A 23,420-nucleotide genomic window follows, 5' to 3' on the forward strand; every position below is an offset into this window, starting at 1 on the left:
TATCTCCCATTTCATCTTTTATTTCTTGGAGAATTCCACCCATTTATCCTTAAACTGATTGGCTACATCTGCTCTGGTTATTTTTCCATCCAGATATTGCTGCATGGTTGCGCCAAACTGATTCATAACACCAGCTGGGAAATAATCGCTCATTCTCTCCAGGGTGTTTCCCTGTTCCATATAAGAAACAATCTGCTTTGCTACCGGATTGGAAGGCTGAACTTCAAAACCTTCAAAAATCGGTACAAACATAAGGGTGTTGACATAGGAATCCTGACCATCTTTGGAAGTAACCAGCCAGTTAAAGAAATCGATGGCTGCTGCCTGCTGCTCCGGTTTGGACTGCTTTGCGTCAATGGCAAACATGGAATAAGATAATACAATTTCCTTGTTTCCAACAGCTGCTTCGTCATCTCCCATTGGATAAGGCATCAGGCCAACCTGGGCATCCGGGTTAATATCTACAATGTTTGGATAAATATAATTGCCGATGGGCCAGAAAGCAACTTCATCACTTGCCATTGTTAACTGATCATCCTCATAAGCATTGGCAAGAGGTGACTTGGCGTATTTGTTGTATTTCATGAGAAGATCAAATGTATCCATCCAGTTGTTAAACACCTGGCTGTCAGCAAAATTGTATTCTCCCTTGCGGCAAGCCTCAATGACAGCCTGTCTCTCATCGTAGTTCTTACTTACTGCACCATATAAAACAGAAGTCAGATGAGAACCTAACAGCCAGTCCTTATTGGTAATCTGAACCGGTGCGTACTCAGTCTTTGAAATCTCTTCTAAAAGCTGTGCAAACTCTTTTCTGGATTTAATAGAAGAAGGATCAAACTCTTTTCCAGTGGCTGCCTCAATTACTTTTTTGTTGTACATAATGCCGATACCTTCAGCGGTTGTGGGAACGGCAAGAACTTTTCCGTCTGATTTCGTCTTATCCTGTGCCCAGCTATAAACTTTTTTTGCAAAATCTGTATCCGTAATATCTAAAAAATTATCTTTAAAAGATGTAAATTCCGGTCCTCCTACCATTGTGATCGTAGGCGCATTCCCAGATGCATATAAGGATGTAAGTTTTTCATATATCGTCTGTCCTGACAATGGAATTGCAGTAATTGTCACATTGGGGTGAGATTCTGTGTAACGCTTGAATGTCTCTTCAAACTGGGGAACAATTTCCGGTTTTGTTACAAGGAAACTGATCTCCACTTTTTCCCCGCTTCCTTTGCTCTCACTGGTTTGTTCAGCTGCTTTTGTATCTTCCTGTTTTGCAGGAGCCGTTTCTTTCACGGAACCGGAGCAGGCAGTCAAGGATGCTGCCATAACACCAGCCAATAAAAAACTAATAGCCTTTTTCATAAATAATCCTCCTTCTCATTGTACATATTGCCATTTTTCTCTGAGATCCATTACAATCTCTTGTATAAATTATAACATTATGAATCCAGAATAAATAACGAAAACTGGCGTGAACATTGCAAATGTTGACAATTTCCGACTTTAATGTTTCTTATTAATCTGATCGCGGTCCACTGCCAGCTGTATGGTACTGTTATGGCTTTGAATCATATAGTTCTTATAGTCTCTGGGGGACATTTGGTATGCAGATTTAAATGCCCGGAAAAAGTTGGAATAATCATCAAACCCGCTTAATTTATAGATATCCTGTATTCTTGCCCCTTCCATCAGATAATTTCTTGCAATTATCAGCCGCCGCTTTTTACAGTAATCCATAATGGTCATACGTGTATGCTTTTTAAATTTTCTCATAAGATGATATTTATTCATAAAGAAATGCCGGGCTATCATATCCAGGGTGATCGGTTCCATATAATGCTGGTCAATATAATCCATAATGGATTGAATCATCTCATCGTTTTCAAACGTGGTCTCTTCCACTGACTGAGAATTCTGACTGTATCGGCAAAAAAGCAAAAGGAGCTGACTTAAATAACTCTCCTGAAGATAAGAACTTGCGAAATCCTCCACCTCACTCTCCCGGCACATTTTTCTGAAAATAGATTCGATTTCTTCACTCTGCTGTCCGGGAAGACGGAATATCTCTGTTCTGCTCTCCTTTCCTATCATTGTATTATATTCAATTTTTCCACCCAGCAATGTCTCCAGGTAATTATATTCCAGCCATAAGACAAACCGCCGGTATGGTTTTGTCATATCCTTTATCACAGCCCGATGTAAACGCTGATTGTTAATCAGTACAATATCTCCGTGTTTCAGGGTATAAATCCTGCTGTCAATGATATAATCGCAGTCTCCTTCCGCATGGTAATATATTTCAAGAAAATCATGGTAATGGAGAGGATGATCCACAGAAGGAATATTATCTTTGTAAAAAACTTCGTAATTAGGTGAATCCATATTATCTTTGATATACAACGTGTTTTCCATATAGCCTCCGTTTAAGCTGACAATCTTATATTATTATCAGCATACCAAATCAGATCATACAATTCAATGGCAACCGAAATATCCGATAAAGCACAAAAAACGAGCGTTGAAATGTCCATTCAGAACAATCAACGCTCAGCTTTTATTTTCGTCTGCCTGTCTCTTCTTTAAACTTATATAATTATGTTTCTACTTCTTATCATTAATACAGTCCACCAATTCCTGCAGTTCTTTTAAAGAGCTGACATCCGGCGCAAAGCTTAATATCTGGCGAAGAGGCATATATCGGAACATGGCGTCGTCCATCTGCTGTGTAATTGCCGTTTTTGCTGAATCTCCGTCTGAATTACCAAAAGCACTTCCTTTTTTAAAACGGTCAATAAGCGGTTCAATTATCCTGGCAGCCTCCGGATCTGATAAAATATCCCCTATTGTGCTGTTTAAATGGTAAACCACCGGTTCTTTCACTGTTGATTCAACGATCAAACTTATCATCTGGCGAAGATCTCTGGAAGAGGATGCTGCATGTATGAGATAAGCCCCCGTTTGTACAAACCAGTCTTTTAATTCCACATGGTAGTAGGAAAATGCCCGTTTACCAAGGGTAAAAGTCACTGTTTTTGTTTCTCCAGGCTCTAATTCAACCTTTGCAAATTCACGCAGTTCTCTTACCGGGCGGATTACATGGCTATCCGGCGCTTCCACGTAAATCTGTACAACCTCTTTCCCCTTAATCTTACCTGTATTGGTGACATCAAGAGAAACGGTCACAGTTTCATCGTCCTTCATGGTAGATTTATCAGCTTTCATATTGCTGTATTCAAAGGTGGTATAACTTAGTCCATGGCCAAATGGAAACAGCACTTCCATTTTCTTTTTATCATAATACCGGTATCCTATAAATACTCCTTCCCGGTATTCTGCCCGATCCTTTTCTCCGCCATAATAAAGATAGGACGGATTATCTTCCAGCTTGATCGGAAATGTCTCAGCCAGCTTTCCGCTTGGGTTTACATGGCCGTATAAAATGTCCACAACTGCACCGCCAACTGCCTGACCGCCTAAATATGCCTCCAGCACTCCCTTTACCTTATTAATCCAAGGCATCTCTACTGGTGAGCCATTGTGAAGCACCACTACTGTATTGGGCTGAACGGCGGACACCGCCTCAATTAAGGCATTCTGACATTCCGGCATCCCCATATGAGTTCTGTCATATCCCTCTGACTCAAAGGAATCGGGAAGTCCGGCAAAAATAACAGCTGTTTTTACTTTCTTTGCTACTGCAACCGCTTCCTCTAACAAGGTATTGTTCCTCTGATCTGCATCGATCTCATATCCCTGGGCATAGATTACTCCCTTATCTCTGGCTGCCTCCACAGCAGATTCTACTCTTGTGGAATTAATGTGAGAGCTGCCGCCTCCCTGGTATCTGGGGTGGGCCGCAAAATAGCCGATAAATGCCACTTCATCGGAATCAGAAAGAGGTAGTATTCCCTGATTTTTCAGGAGAACTGCACACTCCCCCTCCATCTTTCTCGCCAGTTCATGATGGGCATCTTTATCCCATACTGTTTCCGGCTTCCGGTTCTTTAAGTACCGGTCAACAATGGTCAGAATTCTGGTGACGGCCTGATCAAGAACTTCTTCTTCCAGCCGTCCCTCTCTCACTGCTTCTGCCAAACGTGCATCATTGACTCCGCCTGAAGAAGGCATCTCTAAATCAAGCCCTGCCATCACCCCGGCAACACGGTCATTCACTGCTCCCCAGTCACTCATAACATAGCCGTCAAAGCCCCATTCATCTCTTAGTATATCCGTTAAATAACGCCTGTTTTCCGAGGCATAAGTTCCGTTTATTTTATTGTAAGAACACATCACGGTCCAGGGCTTTCCAGATTTTACCGCCCCTTCAAAAGCAGCCAGGTAAATTTCCCTGAGTGTTCTTTCATCTGTTACAGAATCAGAGGTCATGCGCCTGTGTTCCTGATTGTTGGCAAGGAAATGCTTTAAACTGGTACCTACCTTCTTACTCTGCACGCCCTTAATATGGCTTCCTGCCATCTCAGCCGCAAGATAGGGATCTTCCGAAAAATACTCAAAGTTTCTGCCGCACAAAGGCGAACGCTTAATGTTAACAGCAGGTCCCAGTATGACACTGACATTCTCCGCCTGACACTCATCTCCCAAAGCCTCACCAAGGCTTGTAAGCAGTTCCCGGTCAAAAGAGGAAGCGGTTGCACATGCGGTAGGAAAACAGACTGCCTTTATACTGTCATTGACACCTAAATGATCGCTTTTCTCATCCTGCTTTCTTAACCCATGAGGGCCGTCACTCACCATGGAGGCCGGAACATTGAGCCGATTGACTGTTTTTGTATGCCAGAAATCCGCTCCTGAACACAATCCCGCTTTCTCCTCCAATGTCATTTCCCCAACCAATTTTTTTATATCCATTTTTATCTATCCCTTCTTTTCATTCATTGTTATCGGATGTCATAAACACTTCTCACAGTTAACTCCTCTGGCAGGCCTTTTAAAACCCTGACTCTTCTTTCACCCGGATTCATATCAAAGAAATTATCGCTTAACAGTAGATTATCCTCTTTATTGCGAATTTCTACAGAACGGGCATAAGCCTTTGCCTCCACGATCAGAAATTCTCCGTCTGACCGTACAGTCAGCTGTGGATCAATAAAACGATAGTGTTTGGGCGGACAGAATAAGACCGTTCCCTGGGACAGGGTTTCTCCCCTCTGCTCCAGTTTATAACTAACATAATCCTCATAAAGACTGGCATCCTGCATTGAAACCGGTTCAAACCACAGAGAAAAAAGCTTTGGTACCACACATTCTTCCAGCCCGCTTTTCACTATCTCTCCGGTATTTTTTCTCAGTTCCCAGACAGCGGTCACCTTTTCATCCGTTCGGGTTTCATTGGCCACGCACAGTCGTATGGATTTAATCACCTCATAAGGCTGGGCGTTGGGATTGGTGTCCTGAGTAAGTATTCCCTCTTCCTCACAGGAAATCATGAGAGGTGCAAAAAACCGCTTCTCATAGTAATGAAGCGCTTTCCATCTTCCGTAATAATCGATGGACGACCACGAAGCAACGGGCCAGCAGTCATTAAGCTGCCAGACAATCGCTCCCATACAGCGCCCCCGGTTTCTTCTAAAGTGCTCCACTCCATAGCGGATCGCCTCTGCCTGCAAAAGCTGGGAAGCATAAAGAAGCGTATCAAAATCACTGGGGTATAAAAAGGTCTGCTCCATATAGTTCATAATCTTCCCGTTAGCTGAGGAATTGCGCTGATGCTTTTCCATGACGTAGGAAAAGATATTTCTGTCCTCTTTCTCCGTAAAAGTCTCCACTGTCTTTATTGATGGAAATGACTGAAAACCAAATTCTGAAACGTAGCGGAAATAAAATTTGCGGTACTCTGTAATAGGCTTGTTTCCATGCCACACATCCCAATAATGGACATCCCCCCGGTTTTCATCGTTGGGGTTGTCAAAACTTCCTCCGGATGAGGGGCTGGCAGGCCAGTAAAAGGTATGTGGATCCTCTTCCTTTAATATTTTCGGTATTATATATTCATAGAGCTTGATATAATCGGCTTTCTGTCTGGGAGTACAGCCCCAGATTTCCGTATCTGTAAACATCTCCATCTCGTTGTTGCCGCACCAGAGTCCAAGACTTGGGTGACTGCGGATTCTCCGGATATTATCAATTAATTCCCTTCGGACGTTCTCTTCAAATTCCTCTGTCAGATCATAAAGTGCGCAGGCAAACATGAAATCCTGCCACACCACCAGCCCCAGTTCATCGCAGATATCCCAAAACGCATCAAAGGGATAATGACCGCCTCCCCAGACCCGGATTACATTAAAATTCGCTTCCTTGCACTGGGTCAGCAGCTGCCTTGTTCTCATCTCACTGCATCTGCCTAACATACAGTCCTCAGGAATGTAATCAGCTCCCATGGCAAAAAAGCTGACTCCGTTAACCTCATGGGCAAAGGATTCGCCGAACTCATCCTTTGTTCTTTTCATTGTAAGCGTTCGAAGACCGATTCTCTTTTCCCAGGTATCGACCTCTTCCTCATTTTTCAAAAGTCGGACCAGTACAGAATAAAGATTTTGCTCCCCATACCCATTGGGCCACCAAAGCCTGGGGTTTTCAATAAGGATCTCTTCTGACTTCCCACCAAAGGTATGAACCTTTTTTTGGCTTTCGTCTGCCAGATCTGTGACCGTAATGCTCAAAGTATAACCTTCTCTAAGAAGCTCTTCGTTATCTTTCTCCCAATCAAGCAGACGGTTATCGCCAATTCGGTTTACTAAAACCTTAAAATTCAAATAAACCCCTTCCGGTTCATGTCGCTGGCTGACCGAAATACTGTTAAAACTGGCGCCGGTTACACCGGTCAGGAAAATATCCCGCCAGATACCGGCATCTGGAAGTCTGGGACCCCAATCCCAGCCAAACATGCAATGTGCCTTTCTCAGCTTTGAAAAGCCCCGCATGGCATCCTCTGAACCTCCGATTTTTTCCTTTTCATACTCTTTTTCAATAAACCTTGTGGGAGAATGAAATACCACCCGAAGCTCATTTTCTGTCTGCTTTATTATATCTGTCACTTCAAATTCCCATTGGCGGTGCATGTTATTTACACTGCCAAGCGGGGTGTTATTTAAATAGATGTCTGCCAGAGTATCAAGTCCCATAAAGTGAAGGTATACTTTTTCCTGCTTTAATATCTCGTCATCTCCATCAAAAACGCCCACATATTCAAAATCTTCCTTCATCAGCTCCAGCGCTTTTAATTCATTGTCCCGCCAGTAAGGATCTTCTATCACTCCATTGTCCAGAAGATCACCATACACGCTGCCAGGCACCGTTGCCGGATACCAGGTTTCTTCTGAAGCAATCCGCATTACAAATGCTTTGTCTATTACCCTTTTCTTCATACATTCTCCTCTCAATCCGCAGTCAGACAGTCGATAAGTCCCACTCTTCATGAATTTTTGGTACATCATTAATGAGGCGTTTTGTATATGCCGCCTTGGGATTTAGAATCACAGCTTCCGCAGTTCCTGATTCCACAAATTTTCCATGTTCCATTATGTAAATGGAATCTGAAATATAAAAAGCAAGCCCGATATCATGAGTGATGAAAATAATGGTCATGTTGGTTTCATCTCTCAGCTTTAACAGCATATCCAGTATGGTGGCTCTGGAACAGGCATCAATCATGGAGGTGGGCTCATCTGCCAGCAAAATCGCCGGCTTTAAAAGAAAGATCCTTGCAATCATCAGCCGTTGCATCTGACCGCCGGAAAGTTCAAAGGGGTATTTGTTGGTCAGTTCTTCAAATTTCAGATTAACAAAACGGCAGGCTTCCGTCATCATCTCCACCTTTTTATCATAAGGAAGTCTGGCGCCGCCTCTCATTTTAATGCAGTCTAAAAGCACCTGATCAATTTTATAAAATACATTAAAGGAGGAAAACGGATCCTGAAAAATCGCCTGAATTCCCTTCCAATACTCTTTCTTCTTACGATAGCCTTTAATATCACGGGGCTTTCCCTGAAAGCAGATTTCCCCTTCTGTAACACTGATTAATCCCAACAGCATCTTAGAAAGAGTTGTCTTCCCCGAACCGCTCTCACCCACGATCGATACAATCTCACCTTCCCGGAACTGGAAATCCACATGATCCACTGCCACTGTTTTTTCTTTCCCCATTCCAAAGATCTTCGTCACACCAGTTCCGCTTAAACAGGAGCTGTTCTGTACTGGCCTTTTTTCTTCACTCATCCTGGTATACCTCCCTTAATTCCTTTTCTTCCAGATAACAGCGGTACATCCGGCCGTCTTCCAGGCGGCTTTCCGCAATTGGGTGAAGCATACAGGCAGGCTTTGCATATCGGCAGCGATCAGCAAACCGGCAGCCTTTGGGTGGATTTTTTAAATTAGGCGGAGTGCCCGGTATGGCAGTCAGCTTGGCATCTCTTGCCCCCTTCTCCGGAACCAGGAGGGAACCCATCAGGCCTTTGGAATATGGGTGGAGAGGATCAAAAACCATCTCCTTTGCAGTTGCATGCTCCACGATCTGCCCCGCATACATCACCATAATCTCATCCGTGACATTATAAAGGAGAGGAAGCTCATGGGTAATGAATATCATGGATTTAATAAAGCCTTTTTCCATTAAGTTCCGAAGCATTTTGATTACCATCTTCTGGGAAGTCACATCAAGAGCAGAGGAAGGTTCATCTGCAATCAATACTTTAGGTGATAAAATCGTGGATATGGCGATGACTGTCCTTTGCCTCATACCTCCGGACAGTTCCACAGCATGTTTCTTTAAGACACTTTCCGGCAGTCCCAGAATTTCAAACCGCTCCCTTGCAAGATCATAAATCTCCTTCTTTCCAGCACCCGGGTTATGGGCCCGGATAACATCTTCAATAAAAGAGATAATCTTCTGTGTGGGGTTTAAGGCATTCATGGCAGCCTGAGGGATATAAGCAATTTCATTGCCAAGTACCTTCTTACGGATCTCATCCGGCTTCATTCCGGTTATATTCACTCCATCCACCTTTATGGTCCCACTCTGATAGTGAAGGGGTGCAAAATAATACCCCATCAGACTCAGTGCCAGTGTGGATTTTCCGCAGCCTGATTCCCCTGCGATTCCAAGAGATTTTCCTTCTTCTATTTTAAGCGATATTCCGTCAACTGCAAAGACATTTTCCCCAAATCTGGTAATATATTTCGTTTTTAAGTGATCCACTTCCAGCATTGTCTTTCCCACTTTTTATCCTCCTCACTCTCTTAACTGCGGATTAAATATCTGATCCAGACCCGTATTCATCAGATTTAAGGAAAATGAAATCAGTGCGATGGAAATGATGACAGGAAAATAAGCCCACCAGTCCCCATTCAAATGTGCACTGTACGACATCGCCCAGTTCATCATAAGACCAAGAGTGGATACCGTGGTTGTCGCAGGACCAAGCCCGATCATAGATAACTGCGCTTCCGCAAGAATCCCGGAGGAAATCTGTAAAATCAGTGCCATTACAACGTAAGATGCTATGTACGGAAGAATATCGGTCAGAATAATCCGAAACAGACTGTGCCCGGAAAGCTTCGACAGATTCACGTGATCTCTGTTTCGAAGAGAAATCACCTGGGAACGAACCGATCTGGTAGTCCAGGTCCATGAGGTAAGTCCGATAATAATTGCCACCATCATCACCCCTCTGGCATTTTTACCTATGCTGTAGGAAATGAGAATCAGAAGAATAAAGCTGGGAATCACAGTAAACAGATTGGTGATAAACAAAATAAAGTCATCGATGACTCCCCCCAGATACCCGGCAATCAGTCCCAGAGAAAGCCCAATGGTTGTGGCAATCAGTCCTGCAATAAATCCTATTTTTAAAGAGGTTTTAATCGCTGCCACCAGCTCTGTCAGTACATCACGTCCGAAATTATCTGTCCCCAGTATGAATACCCGTCTGCTTCCTACATCCTTAACATTGACATAAGAGGTGGAGGGTATGGTCTTTTTAACCGATACTTCCCCCGTCTCCTGATTCTTTTCAGCCAAAAGAACATCTCTGTCCTCAAGCAGTCCTGTAATCTTTTTGTCAAGACGGCTGAAATACTTTTTTCTGGCGGCGATAAGACCTTTTTGCTCACTGGCAGAATCATAATGGTCTTTCCACAGTGAAACAAGCTCCCCGGCATCCGTTACATCCATCTCCTTTGAAGAAAGGCCTGCAAACTGATTAAGCCAGTCAGCCATGGCCATACGTTCCTCCATGCTTAAATTCTGCTCAAGCCTGCTGGAGGACGCATTTAAATTTAAGGTATATGGATTTGTATTCACCGCTTCCGAGACTGAAATATAGGTTCCCGGCTTAAAAAAGTTCCCCTGCCCAACCATCTCCAAAGGATCATTGGTCACAATCAAAGGATAAAAAACGGTTAACACAAGCAATGCCGCAAATATGATAAATCCCACTGTAAATTTAGGGGAATGGAAAATCTGTCTGATCTGGTTTTTCATCACTCGCCCTCCTAATCCTGCTGTGCTGCCTTGATCCTGGGATCAATGACACCGTAAATCAGCTCTACAAATAAATTAGCCAGTAATACCATGATTGTAATAATCAGTGTACAGGCAGATATTAAGGGGTAATCCCTTCCTTTGACAGCAGCCAGCAGTGTGGTTCCAAGACCCGGATAACTGAAGATAATTTCCGCAACCAGCGCCCCTCCGATCATGGTTCCAATGGACATGGCAAGACCTGTGATCTGGGGAAGCATGGCATTGCGAAATACATATCCCACAATTTTTCTGTCTTTAATACCCATAAAGCGGCTGTATTTTACGTAATCTGCATTTAATTCATAGATTGACATGGAACGCATTCCGATCGCCTGACCACCAACCGTTATGAGAACAACAGACCAGAATGGAAGCTGGTAATGAGCCAGAACAGAACGGAAAAATGTAATGCTTGCGCTGGGAATCAAATCAAATCCATACCCTCCGCTGGAAGGAGCCAGACCCAGCTTCAGTGAAAATACATAAAGAAGAACAGTCGCCATGCCAAAAGCGGGTACATTGCTCATAAATAAAAATGCAGGAAGAATTCCTTTATCAAATATACCTTTTTTATAGGCAGAAACCGCTCCAAGGACATTACCAAGAATCCAGCCAAGCAAAATTGCAGGAAGCTGAAGACAGACGGTCCACCATACGGAGGAAGCAATAATATTCCCAACGGTTCTCGGATACTGGCTGAAGGAAACTCCAAAATCCCCTCTCAAAGCATTCTTTATGAAAATAAGAAACTGAGTGCTCATAGGCAGATTAACACCGAATTTTTCCGCATAGTCCTCATATACGGCCTGGATTGCGGTAGAATCGGTCATGCCGTCTACCGCCCTGGCCGCAATGGCTGAGACCGGATCACCTGGCATCAGTCTGGGCAGAATGAAGTTCAGCACCACAGCAATTACCAGAGTTATCAGATACCAGATGATTTTATTGGTATAATATTTTTTATATCCCATCAAAGTCTCACCCCTTTTGTAATTCCTCTTATTTTACATTTACCAGTTTATAAAGTGCTGCAATTCCGTAACCATCGGTACAGTCTGTTGGAGGAATGTTGTCACCATCATCAAGCTGTGGGAAACCGGTCCATACACTTTCATTCACTGCGTGAAACAGCATCGGTCTGTACATCAGGGAGAAGGAAGGAACCTCATCCAGGTAGATCCTGCTCAGTTCCGTATAATACTCTTTCAGTGTATCTTTATTGGTTTCTAACGGGATCTTCTTTAACAGATTGTTTGCATCCTCATTGATATAACCGCCGTAGTTGCCGGTCCAGTTTACCTTAAGATTGGCGTAATCGGTGGACATAAAGGCCATAGCTCTGCCCCATGGGTTTGCAACAGAAGCTGCAGGCGGATTCCACATACAGATATCAAACTTCCTGGTCGTCATATCGTCATAAAAGGTATTGGCATCTGGGAAATAAGTCTCAATTCCGATTCCGATTTTGCTTCCTGCTGCTGCGACGATTTCCAAAGATGCATTCCAGTCCGTCCAGCCATCCGGACATTCGGCCTTAAAGGTAAGATTCTTGCCGTCAATTTCACGGATTCCGTCTCCATCTTTATCCACAATACCAGCCTTGTCTAAGAGTGCCTTCGCTCCTTCCACATCATTGCCTGTGAACTGATAATCCTTTAACGCATCCTGATTCACCAGCGCCTGTTCCCCGGAAGTAGGGTTCATAATGGAACGGGGCACATCTTTAAAACTTGGCGACTGATTGGACATGGCGGAAGCGATGATCTGATCATAATCAACTGCCATGGCAATGGCTTTTCTTACTTCTTTCCGGTCAAGTCCTGGTTTCTCCACATTAAAGAAAGCGGTTGGCATGGTGGCACAGACGCCGTAAGGTGCCTCATCAATATAGGTAGAGATTGGCAAACCGTCTTCTTCCCAAAGTTTCTGCACATTGGTAATAAACTGCTGGGAAACATCAACCTCTCCAGATTTAAACGCAGTATCTCCTGCGGCATTATTCTCATAAATTACGTGGGTAATATATTTTGGTGCGGGAAGCTTTCCCCACAGGGCTTTTCCCCAATAATTATCATCTCTTACAAAAACAACTTTCTGATCGTCATTGTAATAGGATTTATAAGGTCCGGAGGCAACGAAATCGTCCATCCGGTCCTGTTTGATCTTATCTGCATCGTTGCCATTACGCTGCTCCACTTTCTGGAGGTAGGCTTTCTGCATAACATAAATTTTCGGAACATATTCCACAACCTTTAATGGGTTCACAGGAAGACCTTTGTCATCCAACTTCGCCTTAAATATTACGGTATGATCGTCCTTTGCTTCTACTGAATCAATGTAGTTGGAATAATCACTGCCCTGTGCAGTGGCGTATTTTTTATGGCAGTCAAAGGTGTATGCAACATCCTGTGCAGTAACCGGAGTCTGATCACTCCATTTGGCATCCGGGTTTAAGGTTATGGTCAGTTCTGTCTGTCCATCGTTCCAGGCATAATCCTTACCTAAAAGTCCGTAAAGTTTTCCGTCCAGCATGTTATACATGAAAAGCGTCTCATATACAATTTCCCTTGCATTATCCTGCTGTGTGACTGCCATTGCATTGTTTGAATTAGAGCTTAACGGATTCCAGTCATTGATTGTCCCCCACTGCTGTCCGTTGAAATAAAGCGTTTCATTCCTTGGTGTGGAACCGGCATCTGCCGAATCCTTTTTTTCTTCCGCCGTTGTCGTCTGTGCAGTTGTCTGTGTTGTCTCCTCAGCCTTGCTTGTCTGCCCGGTTCCATCTGTGGATGCTGCCTTCTGGCATCCGGAAAGAAGGGTCATCGTCATTGCGCCAACAGTAAACAGCGCAGTCCACTTGTTAAGTCTCTTTCTCATTCATAAACCTCCGCCCAATAATCTCCCAGATCCTCTGACCTGGGGCATTTATCTGCTACAATTCTATTGTAGATGTTATAAGGCTTAATTAAAATGTTACTATTTTCGTTTTTGGTGTAATATTTTCAGTTTTCCCATCCTTCACTCTTAAATTTTTCCGGAATTCACTGGGAGTAATACCAGCCACCCACTTAAAAGTCTTCATAAAATGCTTTGGATCTTCATACCCTGTCATCTGTCCTATTTCGCCGATCTTATAATCGGTTTCTGCCAGCAGCCGCTTTGCTTCATTCATACGGATCTTTCGTAAATAGGAGACAAAGTTATCACCCGTATATTCCTTAAAAGCAATGGAAAATACGGTGTAATTCATGGACACGTGATTGGAGACCATCGCCATATTGATATTCCTGGAATAATTCTCATTCATATAGGCCAGCGCCTCCTCCACCTTTAAGCGGCTTTTATAATCATCATTTTCACGAAGCACCCGTTCATTGATACAGGAAAACGTCCGTCTGATTTCCGTACAGTACTCATCAATGTTGTTAAATTCAAGCATATGGCAGAGTTTCTCCAAAGATATCTCTTCCTCTGCCAGGATTCTGCCGTAAAATTCTTTGACTCTCATAATAATCTGACTAATAAACTCCTGAAACTGTAATCCTTCCACTTCTCCTTTTTTCACTCTGTCTGCAAGTTCCAGAAGAAACGCTTCATTTTTACTGTTTTTCTGGGTTCCGATCCGTTGCACAAAACACTCCATTTCATTTTGGGGCATCAGACAGTTTTTACTGGCTATCCCATCTTTTTCCTGCATACAAAAGCCACGGATTCTCCGCTGTCTGGCTTCTTCATAAGCTTTTCTTAAATTCAAAAGCCCTTCAAAAGGATCGCTGACTCCAACGCCCGGGCAGTCACTCCTGTTTAAAATAAAATCTTTCACTTCTTTTGCTGCCATTAATGCCACCTGGCACCCCTCCACATCAGGGAATATAAATATCCGTGTATCTTCCGCCTCTGCCAGAGCTGTGCTGCTGATCACTACTGAATATGTTTCCTCATTGAGCCACTTTAACCGCTCTGCCTCTTCCATCTCCTCTCTGGTGATGTTTTCAGACAAAAGAATCCTCCTTATCTGACTGTAGCATAACGCCCTCTTTGCCCGTTTTTCAGCCTTCTCCTTCTGTATCTCCTCCTCCAGCTTCATCATAATTGAATTCAGTTCTTCCCGCTTCACTGGCTTTAATAAATATTCTCTGGCTCCGCATCTTAGCAAATCAACAGCGCAGGAAAAATCATCATATCCGCTGATTGCAACAATTCTTGGTATGTACTGGCTTTTTTGCAGCTCTTTTACCAACGTTATTCCATCCATATCCGGCATTCTGATATCTGTAATGAGAACATCAATGGGCATGTTCCGGATAATCTCCAGTGCCTCCAGACCATTTTTACATTCGACAATCTGTTCAATTGGAACCTGACACCGCGCAATCATGGCAGAGATTCCTTTTCTGATAATTTTACAATCTTCTGCAATCAGCACATGATTCATTTGATCTCCCTCTTTCTTTTCTGATATGGAATTTTTACTGTAACCTTCGTAAAAGCATGCTTTCTGGATTCAATGACGATTCCATAATCCGGGCCAAAGCCAATCTGTAACCTGTCATGTACATTCTTTAATCCAATTCCATTCTCCTGCCCGGATGTATCTTCTATTTCACCGCTTAGCCGTTTGCGCAGTTTTTCCAGTTCAGTTTCTTCCATGCCGCACCCGTAATCTGTAATGTGGATATAACAGACATCATCAATGATCTCTCCTTTCATATAGATACAGGTATCTTCTGTAAATTCCCTCATCCCATGGCCGATTGCGTTCTCAACAATGGGCTGAAGTGACATCTTGGGTATTTCCTGACACAGAATTTCCTGAGGAATCTCCATACTTAAGACAATTTCATCGTCATACCACAAATTTACCAGCGCCAGGTAATTCCTGATCTGATCAATTTCTGCTTCCACCATTACGTAGCCTGATTTCCACCGCATGCTGTAACGCAAAAGCTCGCCGAAGGAAGCCACAGTATCTGCAATTTCATATTTTTCATCAATTTCCGCCATCATTTTTATTGATTCCAATACATTGTAAATAAAATGATTATTGATCTGGTTCTGCAATGCCTTAATCTGCGCATCTTTTACAAGCAGCTCGCGGTGCAGGGTTTCATTCATCAGCTTCTGTATCCGGTCCAGCATGGTATTCAGCTCAATTCCCAGTTCTCCGAATTCATCCCGGCTCATATTCTTTACTCTTACCTTTAAATCCCCCTTCTGTACCTGATAAACCGTATCGTAGATCTCGTAAAACTGCCTTAATATATGGGTTACCTGCTTATTGGAAAATAAAAACAGCACGATGACAATCATAATCCATAGAAGAGAAAACTGTAATTTCGAAGTGCGAAGCGCCATTTTTTCATTTTTCGTGGAGACAATCCGGATTAAGTATCCCTGAATGGATTTGATTTTTACACAGCCGGCTAAAACCTCTTCTCCCCCAATTCTTGTCCTTTTGCTGACCGCGCCGTTTGTAAGCGAATCTGATTCTTCCAGAGTATGTATAAAATCCATCATATCTTCTTTTTGATTTTCCCACAGAGAGGAAAGCTGCGGACTGCTGTACATGATGCCATCCGAATCGATAAAACAGGTTCTGTCTGTCACGGTTGAATGATAGAGATCAGGAAACATATTTTCCATGGTGACCGCAGATTCCACAATGCCGTACCGTCCGTACCGGTAATCATTGAGCCTTGTTATGAGGGAAGCAATTCTGGGGATATGGTCCGGATCATCCGCCTGGCTCAAAGCATCCTCATAATCAAAACACCAGGTTCCTGTAGGCGGTACCCCGTCTTTGCCCCACTTTAAGTCTGTAATTTTATCTTCTTTGTAGAGAAGAGGAATAATCTCCTTCACGGTATTGGAGTTGACAAATATTCTCAGCTTATAAATATAGGGATTGCTTTTGACAATCTTCTGCACTCCGCTGATCTCTTTTCCATAAAAGTCCAGAATGTCCATAAAACTGAATTTTTTATCGGACGCAATCTGATTTAAAAAATCATTGATGGATTCATTATTTACAATGATCTCAGCAGATAATTTACAGTTTACTGCAATCTGCTCCGCATTCTGGCAGCTTTTATCCAGTTCATAAATCATCTGTGTTTGTCCATCCTTGTATAAGGACGCTTCCATATTATGAAAAAACAGCAGAATAAAAATTCCAATGGGTACCATTAAAACACCAAGAATCAGCAATGTAAATTTACTGCTCAGTGACAGCATTCTGAATTTTTTTCCGGCTATTCGTTTTCTGTCGGTCAGAATCTGAACCCCCTTCCAATTCAATTCAGTTTTTCAGGCTGATTTCCAGCTTGTCTTTCTGGTAATCAGCCCTATTTAATATATGTTTTGCTGCATTCGTCTTATGATTTTAATGTAAGAAAATATCAGATAGTTGTTAACTCAACGAATGTAATAGATATGTCTGTCAATTAAATGTTAAATGAGATGAAAGAAATCCATCTGCCCATCCTTTAAGGACTTTACAGGTCTTACTGATATAACCGCATCCTGAGGAACCGATCCAAACAAAACCGGTGATTTCGGATCATGATTCTCCCGGTTTACACGGGTCCGTTCTCTTGAATAAACTCCATAGCAGTACTTGCAGCCATTTCCACAGCTGTCATAACTGCCGATATCCACACTTTCCATACAGCCACATCCGGGACGCTGCCCGTTATCCTTCTTTTTGCGAAGGCTGCAGCCAATCAGCTCTTCAATTAAGTCTCCATCGATGCAGGACGCATGGCTGACCCCGAATTGGCTTAAATCAACAGATTCACAGCATGTGGACAATTGAATCCCATGACTTTTTGCACTTCTGGAAAATCCTTGCCCAATCCTCAGCATGTCCTCTTCCTGTATGTCGCGGACTCCCAGATTTTGCAACAGGGATTTCAGTCTGGCATAAAAATCAAGAAAACTGAAAATACATCGGTTTGTGCTGCCTTCCAATAAACCTGCCATCTTTTCAAAACATTCTAAATGGTATTCCACATTCATCCTGTCGGTTAAAATTACGGGATCATAGCGCCAGATAACACGATTGGAACCAATTTTTGCGCTTAACTTCAAAAACACCTCAATCAATTCTTTTTTATCCGGCAGATATTCCTCCATATCTCTTCCATAAGGAGTAAGGGTAAACTGGATATAAAAATCATATCCCATAGCGGATATCACGTCAAGCTTAGATATCATTTCTTTTGGATTTTTAGTCCATAATACAATACAGTCCACGGTCTGCGGACTTAACTGTACCCGGCTGTAATGAGAAGGGTTTCTTGGATTGGGAACCAGCACATACCCTTCTCTTAAACGGTTTAACAGCCAGTCAGAATAAAAAGCCGGAATATCAGTCCGGCGGCTGGCACTTAGTATCATTGTACCTCCATTTCTACTACCTGATCATGTGGGCAAACATACCGGAAAAATAAGGAATCAGCATAATAATTCCTCAAAGGAACCTGTTTTACAATAATTTCTTATTCCCGAATAGTTACTAAAAAAAATACAATAATAACAAATAATCTGTTTTATAAAATACAAGGAGGTCTCTATGAAAAAATACACTCAGGGCGCTGATTTACCTGTGGGTTTCGGGCTGGCATTGGAAGAATTCCAGGCAATGAATTACTTTTTTTCCCTGCCGGAAAAAGAACAGCAGCATATGGTTGATCATGCGGAAACGATCCAGTCAAAACAGGAAATGCTGGCTTATGTTCAATCAATTGTGCAGCCAGGATCGTGATTTTACTCTTTATCCGCTTCCTGACTTCCGCATTTTTTCTCCCAATAGTCAAGATAATCTTCGGTAAATCCGGCATTCAATGCATTTTTCCAATATAAATAGTCCAGTGTACCATTGTAATCCGGACTCCATGGTTTAGGGAGTCCGGTATAATGAATGACAACTGCAGCAGCTTTTATATCGGAGAGACTGCATTGGTCAAAGGGATAAGTCTGGGTATTATACTCCTGGCTGCAAAGCTTTATATGGTTCTTTAACAGGCTGTTTAATACATCCTGATCAAAATAGCGTAAAGTTTCCCTTTTTTCTTCAATCAGAGCCATAATATCTTCAAGTTTAATCTCTTTTCGAAACAGTGCCAGATTAAACAGCATGACTCCTGAATTAAAATATGCATCTTCTTTTTTTAATCCAAGCTTTTCTTTCAGCAGAACCACTTTATCGATGTTTTCAAACCGGTCTCTGACAGCAGCGGCATAATTGTCTTCAAAACTTTGATTGTAAAACTCATTCAGCGATCCATTGATAATAATATCCGCATCCAGATACAAAACCCTGTCCAGTTCTGCAGAAAGCAGATATGGCGCAAGTATACGGTAATACAATTCAGGCTTTTTATACCGGTCGGAAAGAGGAACATTGGTAAAAAATCCGGAGGCACAGACCGGATGAAGCCTTGCATTACACTTATTAATCAGAAAAAGTTCCAAATCATTGATTTCTTCTTTGGACAATGAACTGTATAATAAGTAAACATCAACATCTTCATGAAATCTGGTAAGGGAATACATCATCACCTTAGCAGGTGTTAAAAAACTTTCACAGATTGAAATTAGCAGATTCATATTCTCCCCCACAATCATATCATTATTTTTAAATCTATGATCCCCTTACGGTTTCCATGTCTCTAGAGGCAATACAGAACATAATCCTGCAGCTCGCGGCGAAAACCTGCCTGACGAAGCAAATTTTCAGCTTCCTCCGGGTACTCTTTTATTACAATTCTGTTTCGGAAAGGGTATATCCTATGTCCCATAAATTCCTTAACAAACACCTTAAGCGCATCCCCTGCACAATCCATATCAAATATCTTTAGGACTTTTCCCTGGCGTTCAAAAATGGCTGCTGGTATTCCTTTCCATAATGCTACTGCAGTTCCCTGGACATTCAGAAATGATTTTCCTTCCTTATGCTTTAATACTTTCCCCCACAGCTGGGCTGGATCAGCCCCGCTTAACCAGATTACTTCTTTGCCGGGATTTGAAAGACTTACCATGGTTCCAGCATAATTTTTATCCCGGATAAATTGAATTCCTGACAGGCCTTCAATAAAATACCCCCTCCGCACCCTGCCAGTATATTCCCAGATCCGCAGTGTCTCCAGTGCCGCACTCCAGGTCAGACCTTTGATTGTCTCCCTGCACACAATCACGGTTCTGTCAAAGTTACGGTCAAGCAGTTGTTCAACGGTTGCTTCCTTCCTCGGACGTACTGCTTCCCATCTGCCGGTTAATAAAACTTTTGTCCTGGCATTTACCCGCTGGCGAACAGTTCCCTTGTTCCATTTATCCCGGTTCATAAGCTGCCTGACCGGAATCAGGCTGTCTGCACTTACAAGCCCTTTTTCTGCCAGTGAAAACAAGGCTTCATAAGGCGATCCCCCTATGATTTCTTCCAATCTCTGCATGAAACTTGCACCATGTTTTAACAGGGCACCATATACGGCTTTTTCCTCCCCCTCCAGCTGTTCATGGACTACGGATAAATCTGCACTCCAGTCAATATCAGCAGTCTGATGGAACGTAAGGTCAGAACCGTTTTCCAGCTGCCAGAATACTTTACCCGCTGATAGCAGCGAATCCATAAGTTCCGGGCGATAGTTTCCCACCCGCGCAGGCAAAAGTACATTCTCCCACAGATCTACATAAAAGGGCTGATCCAGTAGTCCTTCCAATGCAGTTTGAAGCTGTTCAAGGGGGGATGCGGTTATCCGAAGGCGCATTGCCATAAGAGCGGCATAACACCCGGAAGGAAGGGTGGTGATCTGCTTTCTTCTGTTTTTAATTGTCTCATTTCTGGCTCTGTCATAAAGGTCTGCGTGATAATAAACGTCATCCTGTAAAATTACTTTCCTCTGGTCACACAAAGCAGTTAAAATATCAAGTGCCTTTTCCTCTGACCATAAATACCGTTCAGCTGTCTGTTCTAATGTTTTTGCTCCCCGATACTTAAGCATTCTTTGGACAAGGCGTTTTCCTGCATTCTTCTGTCCCTTTATCAGAGCATTTTCATATTCATCGGCATGCTCTGCCGCAATCCATAAGCCGGGTTCTACGTAGAGTGCCCTTCCCTTAAAAGCCAGGGACTCCAGCCATTCAATAGGAATATCAAGTTCTCCTGCTTCCATATCCCCTTCTATCATAAGAAGCGTATGAAGCTGTTCCTCATCTTCGGGAAGATGTATTCTCTGAGAAACACGGGCCAGATGCTCAGGCTCGGGAGTGATTTTGTTGGCCGCTTCATGAACCGCCTCCTTCACCGTCTCATGGATGCTCTGAGTCGTGGGAGCATAATCATACATCATGGAAGCTTCTGTCTGGCGCCTTAAAGGCAGTGACATGGGGGAAGGTGTCTCCAAGTACATTTCCCGTATCTGGATGTTTCCTGATTGTATCTCAAATAAAATGGATTGCAGTCCCTTTAAATCCCAAAAGTCCTCCAGACATTCCCGCTTTGTCTCTCTTAGTATGGGATGGGTTTCCTCTTTTACAAGGCCAGACAGCATCTGTGCACTTTTCATTCGCTGGATCCAGAGCGGCTGACGCTTTTGATTTCTTACTCCCATAAGCAGCGCCCTGGCGGCATTGTAACGGAAATTCATGTTAAATAAAGGGGTCGCCGGAAGTAATGCAGCGACAACGGCATCTGCCTTTTGAGGAGATACTTCATAAATAAGTCCATCAGGCAAAGTGGTTCCATCATAAGGAAACAATAAAAAACCATCGTCATCTGCCGTGCAGTTTATGGTAGTCTCCATATGAAGCTTTGCTGCTTCAGTCACAAGAAGAGACAGGGGTTCATTGATCTGACGTCCAAATACAGAATGAACCATCATCTGATGATTGCTGTTTTCATCCATAAAGTGCTCTACCAGTATGGTTCTGTCATCCGGAAGAATTCCCGTACTTTTCTGCTGACTGAGCAGATAATCCAGGGCACGCTCTCCTGTCACTTCATCTAAGCCAAGCTTTGTTAATTCTTGATATAGGGCTTCTGTACTGCCGGACTCATTAAATCTGCGGTAAATCTCCCCGAATGCAAGTCCGGTCCCAAGTTTTCGTCCCTTAATATCTCCATGCCAGAAGGGAAGCCTGGCGCCGGAAGGATTTGCCTGTGATACGATCACCGTATCCCGCATGATACTGACAATCTGCCATGCGAAAGTACCAAGTAAAAACCGATCCCCGATTCTGCTTTCAAAGACAAACTCCTCATCAAGCTCTCCCAGTCTGACTCCGCTCTCTGACCGGACCGTATAAAGACCTCTGTCAGGAATGGTTCCACCTGCACTGACTGCCAGCATACGGCTGTAAGCATCCCCGCTGATCCGGTCATGAATCCGGTCGTAAATAATACGGGGTCTTACCGGAATATCCTGTTCATGCTCATAATCACCTGCGAGCATTCGCAAAACATCTTTTACATCCTCTGCTGTTACCTCATAAAATGGATAAGCCCGGGCTAAAATACCCATCACATCTTCCACCCCGAATTCCTGGGTACATGCCATGGATACCAGATGCTGGGCAAGTACATCCAGACATAGTCTGGGCGGTCTGGCATATTCTATCTTCCCGTTTCTGGCCGCTTCTGCGGTAAATCCGCAAAATAAGCCTTCCGAAGCCTCTCTGGGAAACATATACATGACGCTGACACGCCCGGGATTATGCCCGGCACGGCCCAGCCGCTGCATAGTGCTGGAGACTGAGCGGGGGCAGCCAACCTGAAATACCTGTTTGATTTCTCCTACGTCAATTCCAAGTTCCATGGAGGAAGTGGTACAAAGAAGTTTCAAAGAACCATTACGCAGTGCCTGCTCCACTTCCAAACGCTGTTCCTTTGATAAACTCCCGTGATGGGTGCGGGCGAAACCTTCTCCGCCTAACTCGTTAATGAAATGGGCAAGCTTTTCTGCATATGCCCGTCCTTCCACAAATGCCAGAGAGCTGCCTGTTCCTCCTATATAAGAATATATGGTTTTTGCAATGTCTTTCCAGACAGAATCCTTCCCCTGAATACCTCCGTCTGAAAATGGACTTTTTATTTCAATCCGTATCTCCTTGTTCATCTTAGGCGCCACAATGGAAACCTCTCCCGGAGCCAGGTAATTGGCTGCAAGATTAAGAGGTTCAATGGTAGCGGATAATCCGATCCGCTGCAAAGGCTTACTGCAAAGCTTGTCCAGTCTGGCTGCAGAAAGCATTAAATGCGCTCCTCTTTTGGTGTCAATCATCACATGCAGCTCATCGATAATCAGCGCTTTTGCTGTCTTTAAGATTTTCTGTCCTGATTTACTGGTCAGCATCAGATAGAAGGATTCCGGAGTTGTTATGAGAATGTGGGGAGGTTTTTTAATCATCTGGTTCCGCTCTTTTTGTGTGGTATCACCGGTTCGGATTCCCACGGAAAGTTCCTGAAAGTTATAATTCCCTGACTTTTTTCTCTCCTCCACAATTCCTTCCAGCGGCCGGCGGAGATTTTCCCTGATGTCACCAGCCAGAGATTTTAAAGGAGAGATATAAATCAGCTGCACTTCCTGTTTTAACTGCCCGCCTGCTGCTTCGTTTAAAAACCTGTCAAGAAATATCAAAAACGCCGTCAGTGTCTTACCCGTTCCGGTAGGGGCAGAAACAAGCGTGTGCCTGCCTGCTGCAATTTCAGGCCATGCCTGTTTCTGAACCAGGGTAGGGGTACCAAGAGCACGTTCAAACCAGTGTCTGGTATCTGTTTGAAAAAGTTCCATGGAATGATCTGACATAGACGCCTCCGTTTTTTAATATTTCATTGCTGTATTGTTTTATTATAAATAATGGTATGTAACCTGTCAATTTA

General features: G+C 43.3%; 15 protein-coding genes. 1 reads left to right on the plus strand and 14 read right to left on the minus strand.

Features of this window, described 5'->3' with window-relative positions:
• Nucleotides 1-18: 18 nt before the first annotated feature.
• The 12 genes from DS742_RS00400 to DS742_RS00455 all read right to left on the minus strand — a co-directional run bounded on the left by DS742_RS00400 (nucleotide 19) and on the right by DS742_RS00455 (nucleotide 17,941).
• Nucleotides 19-1,365 (minus strand): ABC transporter substrate-binding protein, encoded by a 1,347-nt coding sequence (locus tag DS742_RS00400; RefSeq protein WP_117415055.1) that lies wholly within the window; start codon nucleotides 1,363-1,365, stop codon nucleotides 19-21.
• Between the two features lie 141 nt (nucleotides 1,366-1,506).
• Complete coding sequence (locus DS742_RS00405; protein ID WP_117415056.1) at nucleotides 1,507-2,415, minus strand: helix-turn-helix transcriptional regulator; 909 nt, start codon at nucleotides 2,413-2,415, stop codon at nucleotides 1,507-1,509.
• A gap of 189 nt (nucleotides 2,416-2,604) precedes the next feature.
• The gene (locus DS742_RS00410) at nucleotides 2,605-4,872 is read right to left on the minus strand and encodes a glycoside hydrolase family 3 C-terminal domain-containing protein (protein ID WP_117415057.1); all 2,268 of its coding nucleotides are present in this window, start codon (nucleotides 4,870-4,872) and stop codon (nucleotides 2,605-2,607) included.
• A gap of 29 nt (nucleotides 4,873-4,901) precedes the next feature.
• The gene (locus DS742_RS00415; protein ID WP_117415058.1) at nucleotides 4,902-7,388 is read right to left on the minus strand and encodes a beta-mannosidase; all 2,487 of its coding nucleotides are present in this window, start codon (nucleotides 7,386-7,388) and stop codon (nucleotides 4,902-4,904) included.
• A gap of 22 nt (nucleotides 7,389-7,410) precedes the next feature.
• On the minus strand, nucleotides 7,411-8,238 hold the full coding sequence (locus tag DS742_RS00420) for an ABC transporter ATP-binding protein (RefSeq protein WP_117415059.1): 828 nt from the start codon (nucleotides 8,236-8,238) through the stop codon (nucleotides 7,411-7,413).
• The gene (locus DS742_RS00425) at nucleotides 8,231-9,238 is read right to left on the minus strand and encodes an ABC transporter ATP-binding protein (protein ID WP_170313317.1); all 1,008 of its coding nucleotides are present in this window, start codon (nucleotides 9,236-9,238) and stop codon (nucleotides 8,231-8,233) included. The genes DS742_RS00420 and DS742_RS00425 overlap by 8 nt, the downstream gene beginning before the upstream one ends.
• A gap of 12 nt (nucleotides 9,239-9,250) precedes the next feature.
• On the minus strand, nucleotides 9,251-10,501 hold the full coding sequence (locus DS742_RS00430; protein ID WP_117415060.1) for an ABC transporter permease: 1,251 nt from the start codon (nucleotides 10,499-10,501) through the stop codon (nucleotides 9,251-9,253).
• 11 nt (nucleotides 10,502-10,512) lie between these two features.
• Nucleotides 10,513-11,514 carry an ABC transporter permease gene (locus DS742_RS00435; RefSeq protein WP_205692723.1) on the minus strand — a complete coding sequence of 334 codons (1,002 nt, stop codon included), beginning with the start codon at nucleotides 11,512-11,514 and terminating at the stop codon, nucleotides 10,513-10,515.
• Between the two features lie 28 nt (nucleotides 11,515-11,542).
• Nucleotides 11,543-13,420, minus strand: coding sequence for an ABC transporter substrate-binding protein (locus DS742_RS00440; protein ID WP_117415062.1), 1,878 nt, complete (start codon nucleotides 13,418-13,420; stop codon nucleotides 11,543-11,545).
• Nucleotides 13,421-13,508: 88 nt separating this feature from the next.
• A complete protein-coding gene (locus DS742_RS00445) occupies nucleotides 13,509-14,978 on the minus strand; it encodes a response regulator (RefSeq protein WP_117415063.1) in 1,470 nt (489 codons plus the stop codon).
• Nucleotides 14,975-16,840: a sensor histidine kinase gene (locus tag DS742_RS00450; protein WP_117415064.1), complete on the minus strand. Its 1,866-nt coding sequence runs from the start codon at nucleotides 16,838-16,840 to the stop codon at nucleotides 14,975-14,977. The genes DS742_RS00445 and DS742_RS00450 overlap by 4 nt, the downstream gene beginning before the upstream one ends.
• Before the next feature lie 153 nt (nucleotides 16,841-16,993).
• On the minus strand, nucleotides 16,994-17,941 hold the full coding sequence (locus DS742_RS00455) for a DUF1848 domain-containing protein (RefSeq protein ID WP_117415065.1): 948 nt from the start codon (nucleotides 17,939-17,941) through the stop codon (nucleotides 16,994-16,996).
• 175 nt (nucleotides 17,942-18,116) lie between these two features.
• Between DS742_RS00455 and DS742_RS00460 the strand changes: the two genes are divergently transcribed.
• Nucleotides 18,117-18,308, plus strand: a complete 192-nt coding sequence (locus DS742_RS00460) for a hypothetical protein (protein ID WP_117415066.1) — start codon at nucleotides 18,117-18,119, stop codon at nucleotides 18,306-18,308.
• A 2-nt stretch (nucleotides 18,309-18,310) separates the two neighbouring features.
• On the opposite strand, the gene DS742_RS00465 is transcribed toward DS742_RS00460, so the two are convergent.
• Both DS742_RS00465 and DS742_RS00470 read right to left on the minus strand, forming a co-directional pair.
• Nucleotides 18,311-19,153: a glycosyltransferase family 8 protein gene (locus DS742_RS00465; RefSeq protein WP_170313318.1), complete on the minus strand. Its 843-nt coding sequence runs from the start codon at nucleotides 19,151-19,153 to the stop codon at nucleotides 18,311-18,313.
• Between the two features lie 62 nt (nucleotides 19,154-19,215).
• Nucleotides 19,216-23,346, minus strand: a complete 4,131-nt coding sequence (locus tag DS742_RS00470; protein WP_117415068.1) for a DEAD/DEAH box helicase — start codon at nucleotides 23,344-23,346, stop codon at nucleotides 19,216-19,218.
• Nucleotides 23,347-23,420 lie beyond the last annotated feature (74 nt).

It is taken from the genome of Lacrimispora amygdalina (assembly GCF_003432035.1).
GTDB lineage: Bacteria > Bacillota > Clostridia > Lachnospirales > Lachnospiraceae > Lacrimispora > Lacrimispora amygdalina.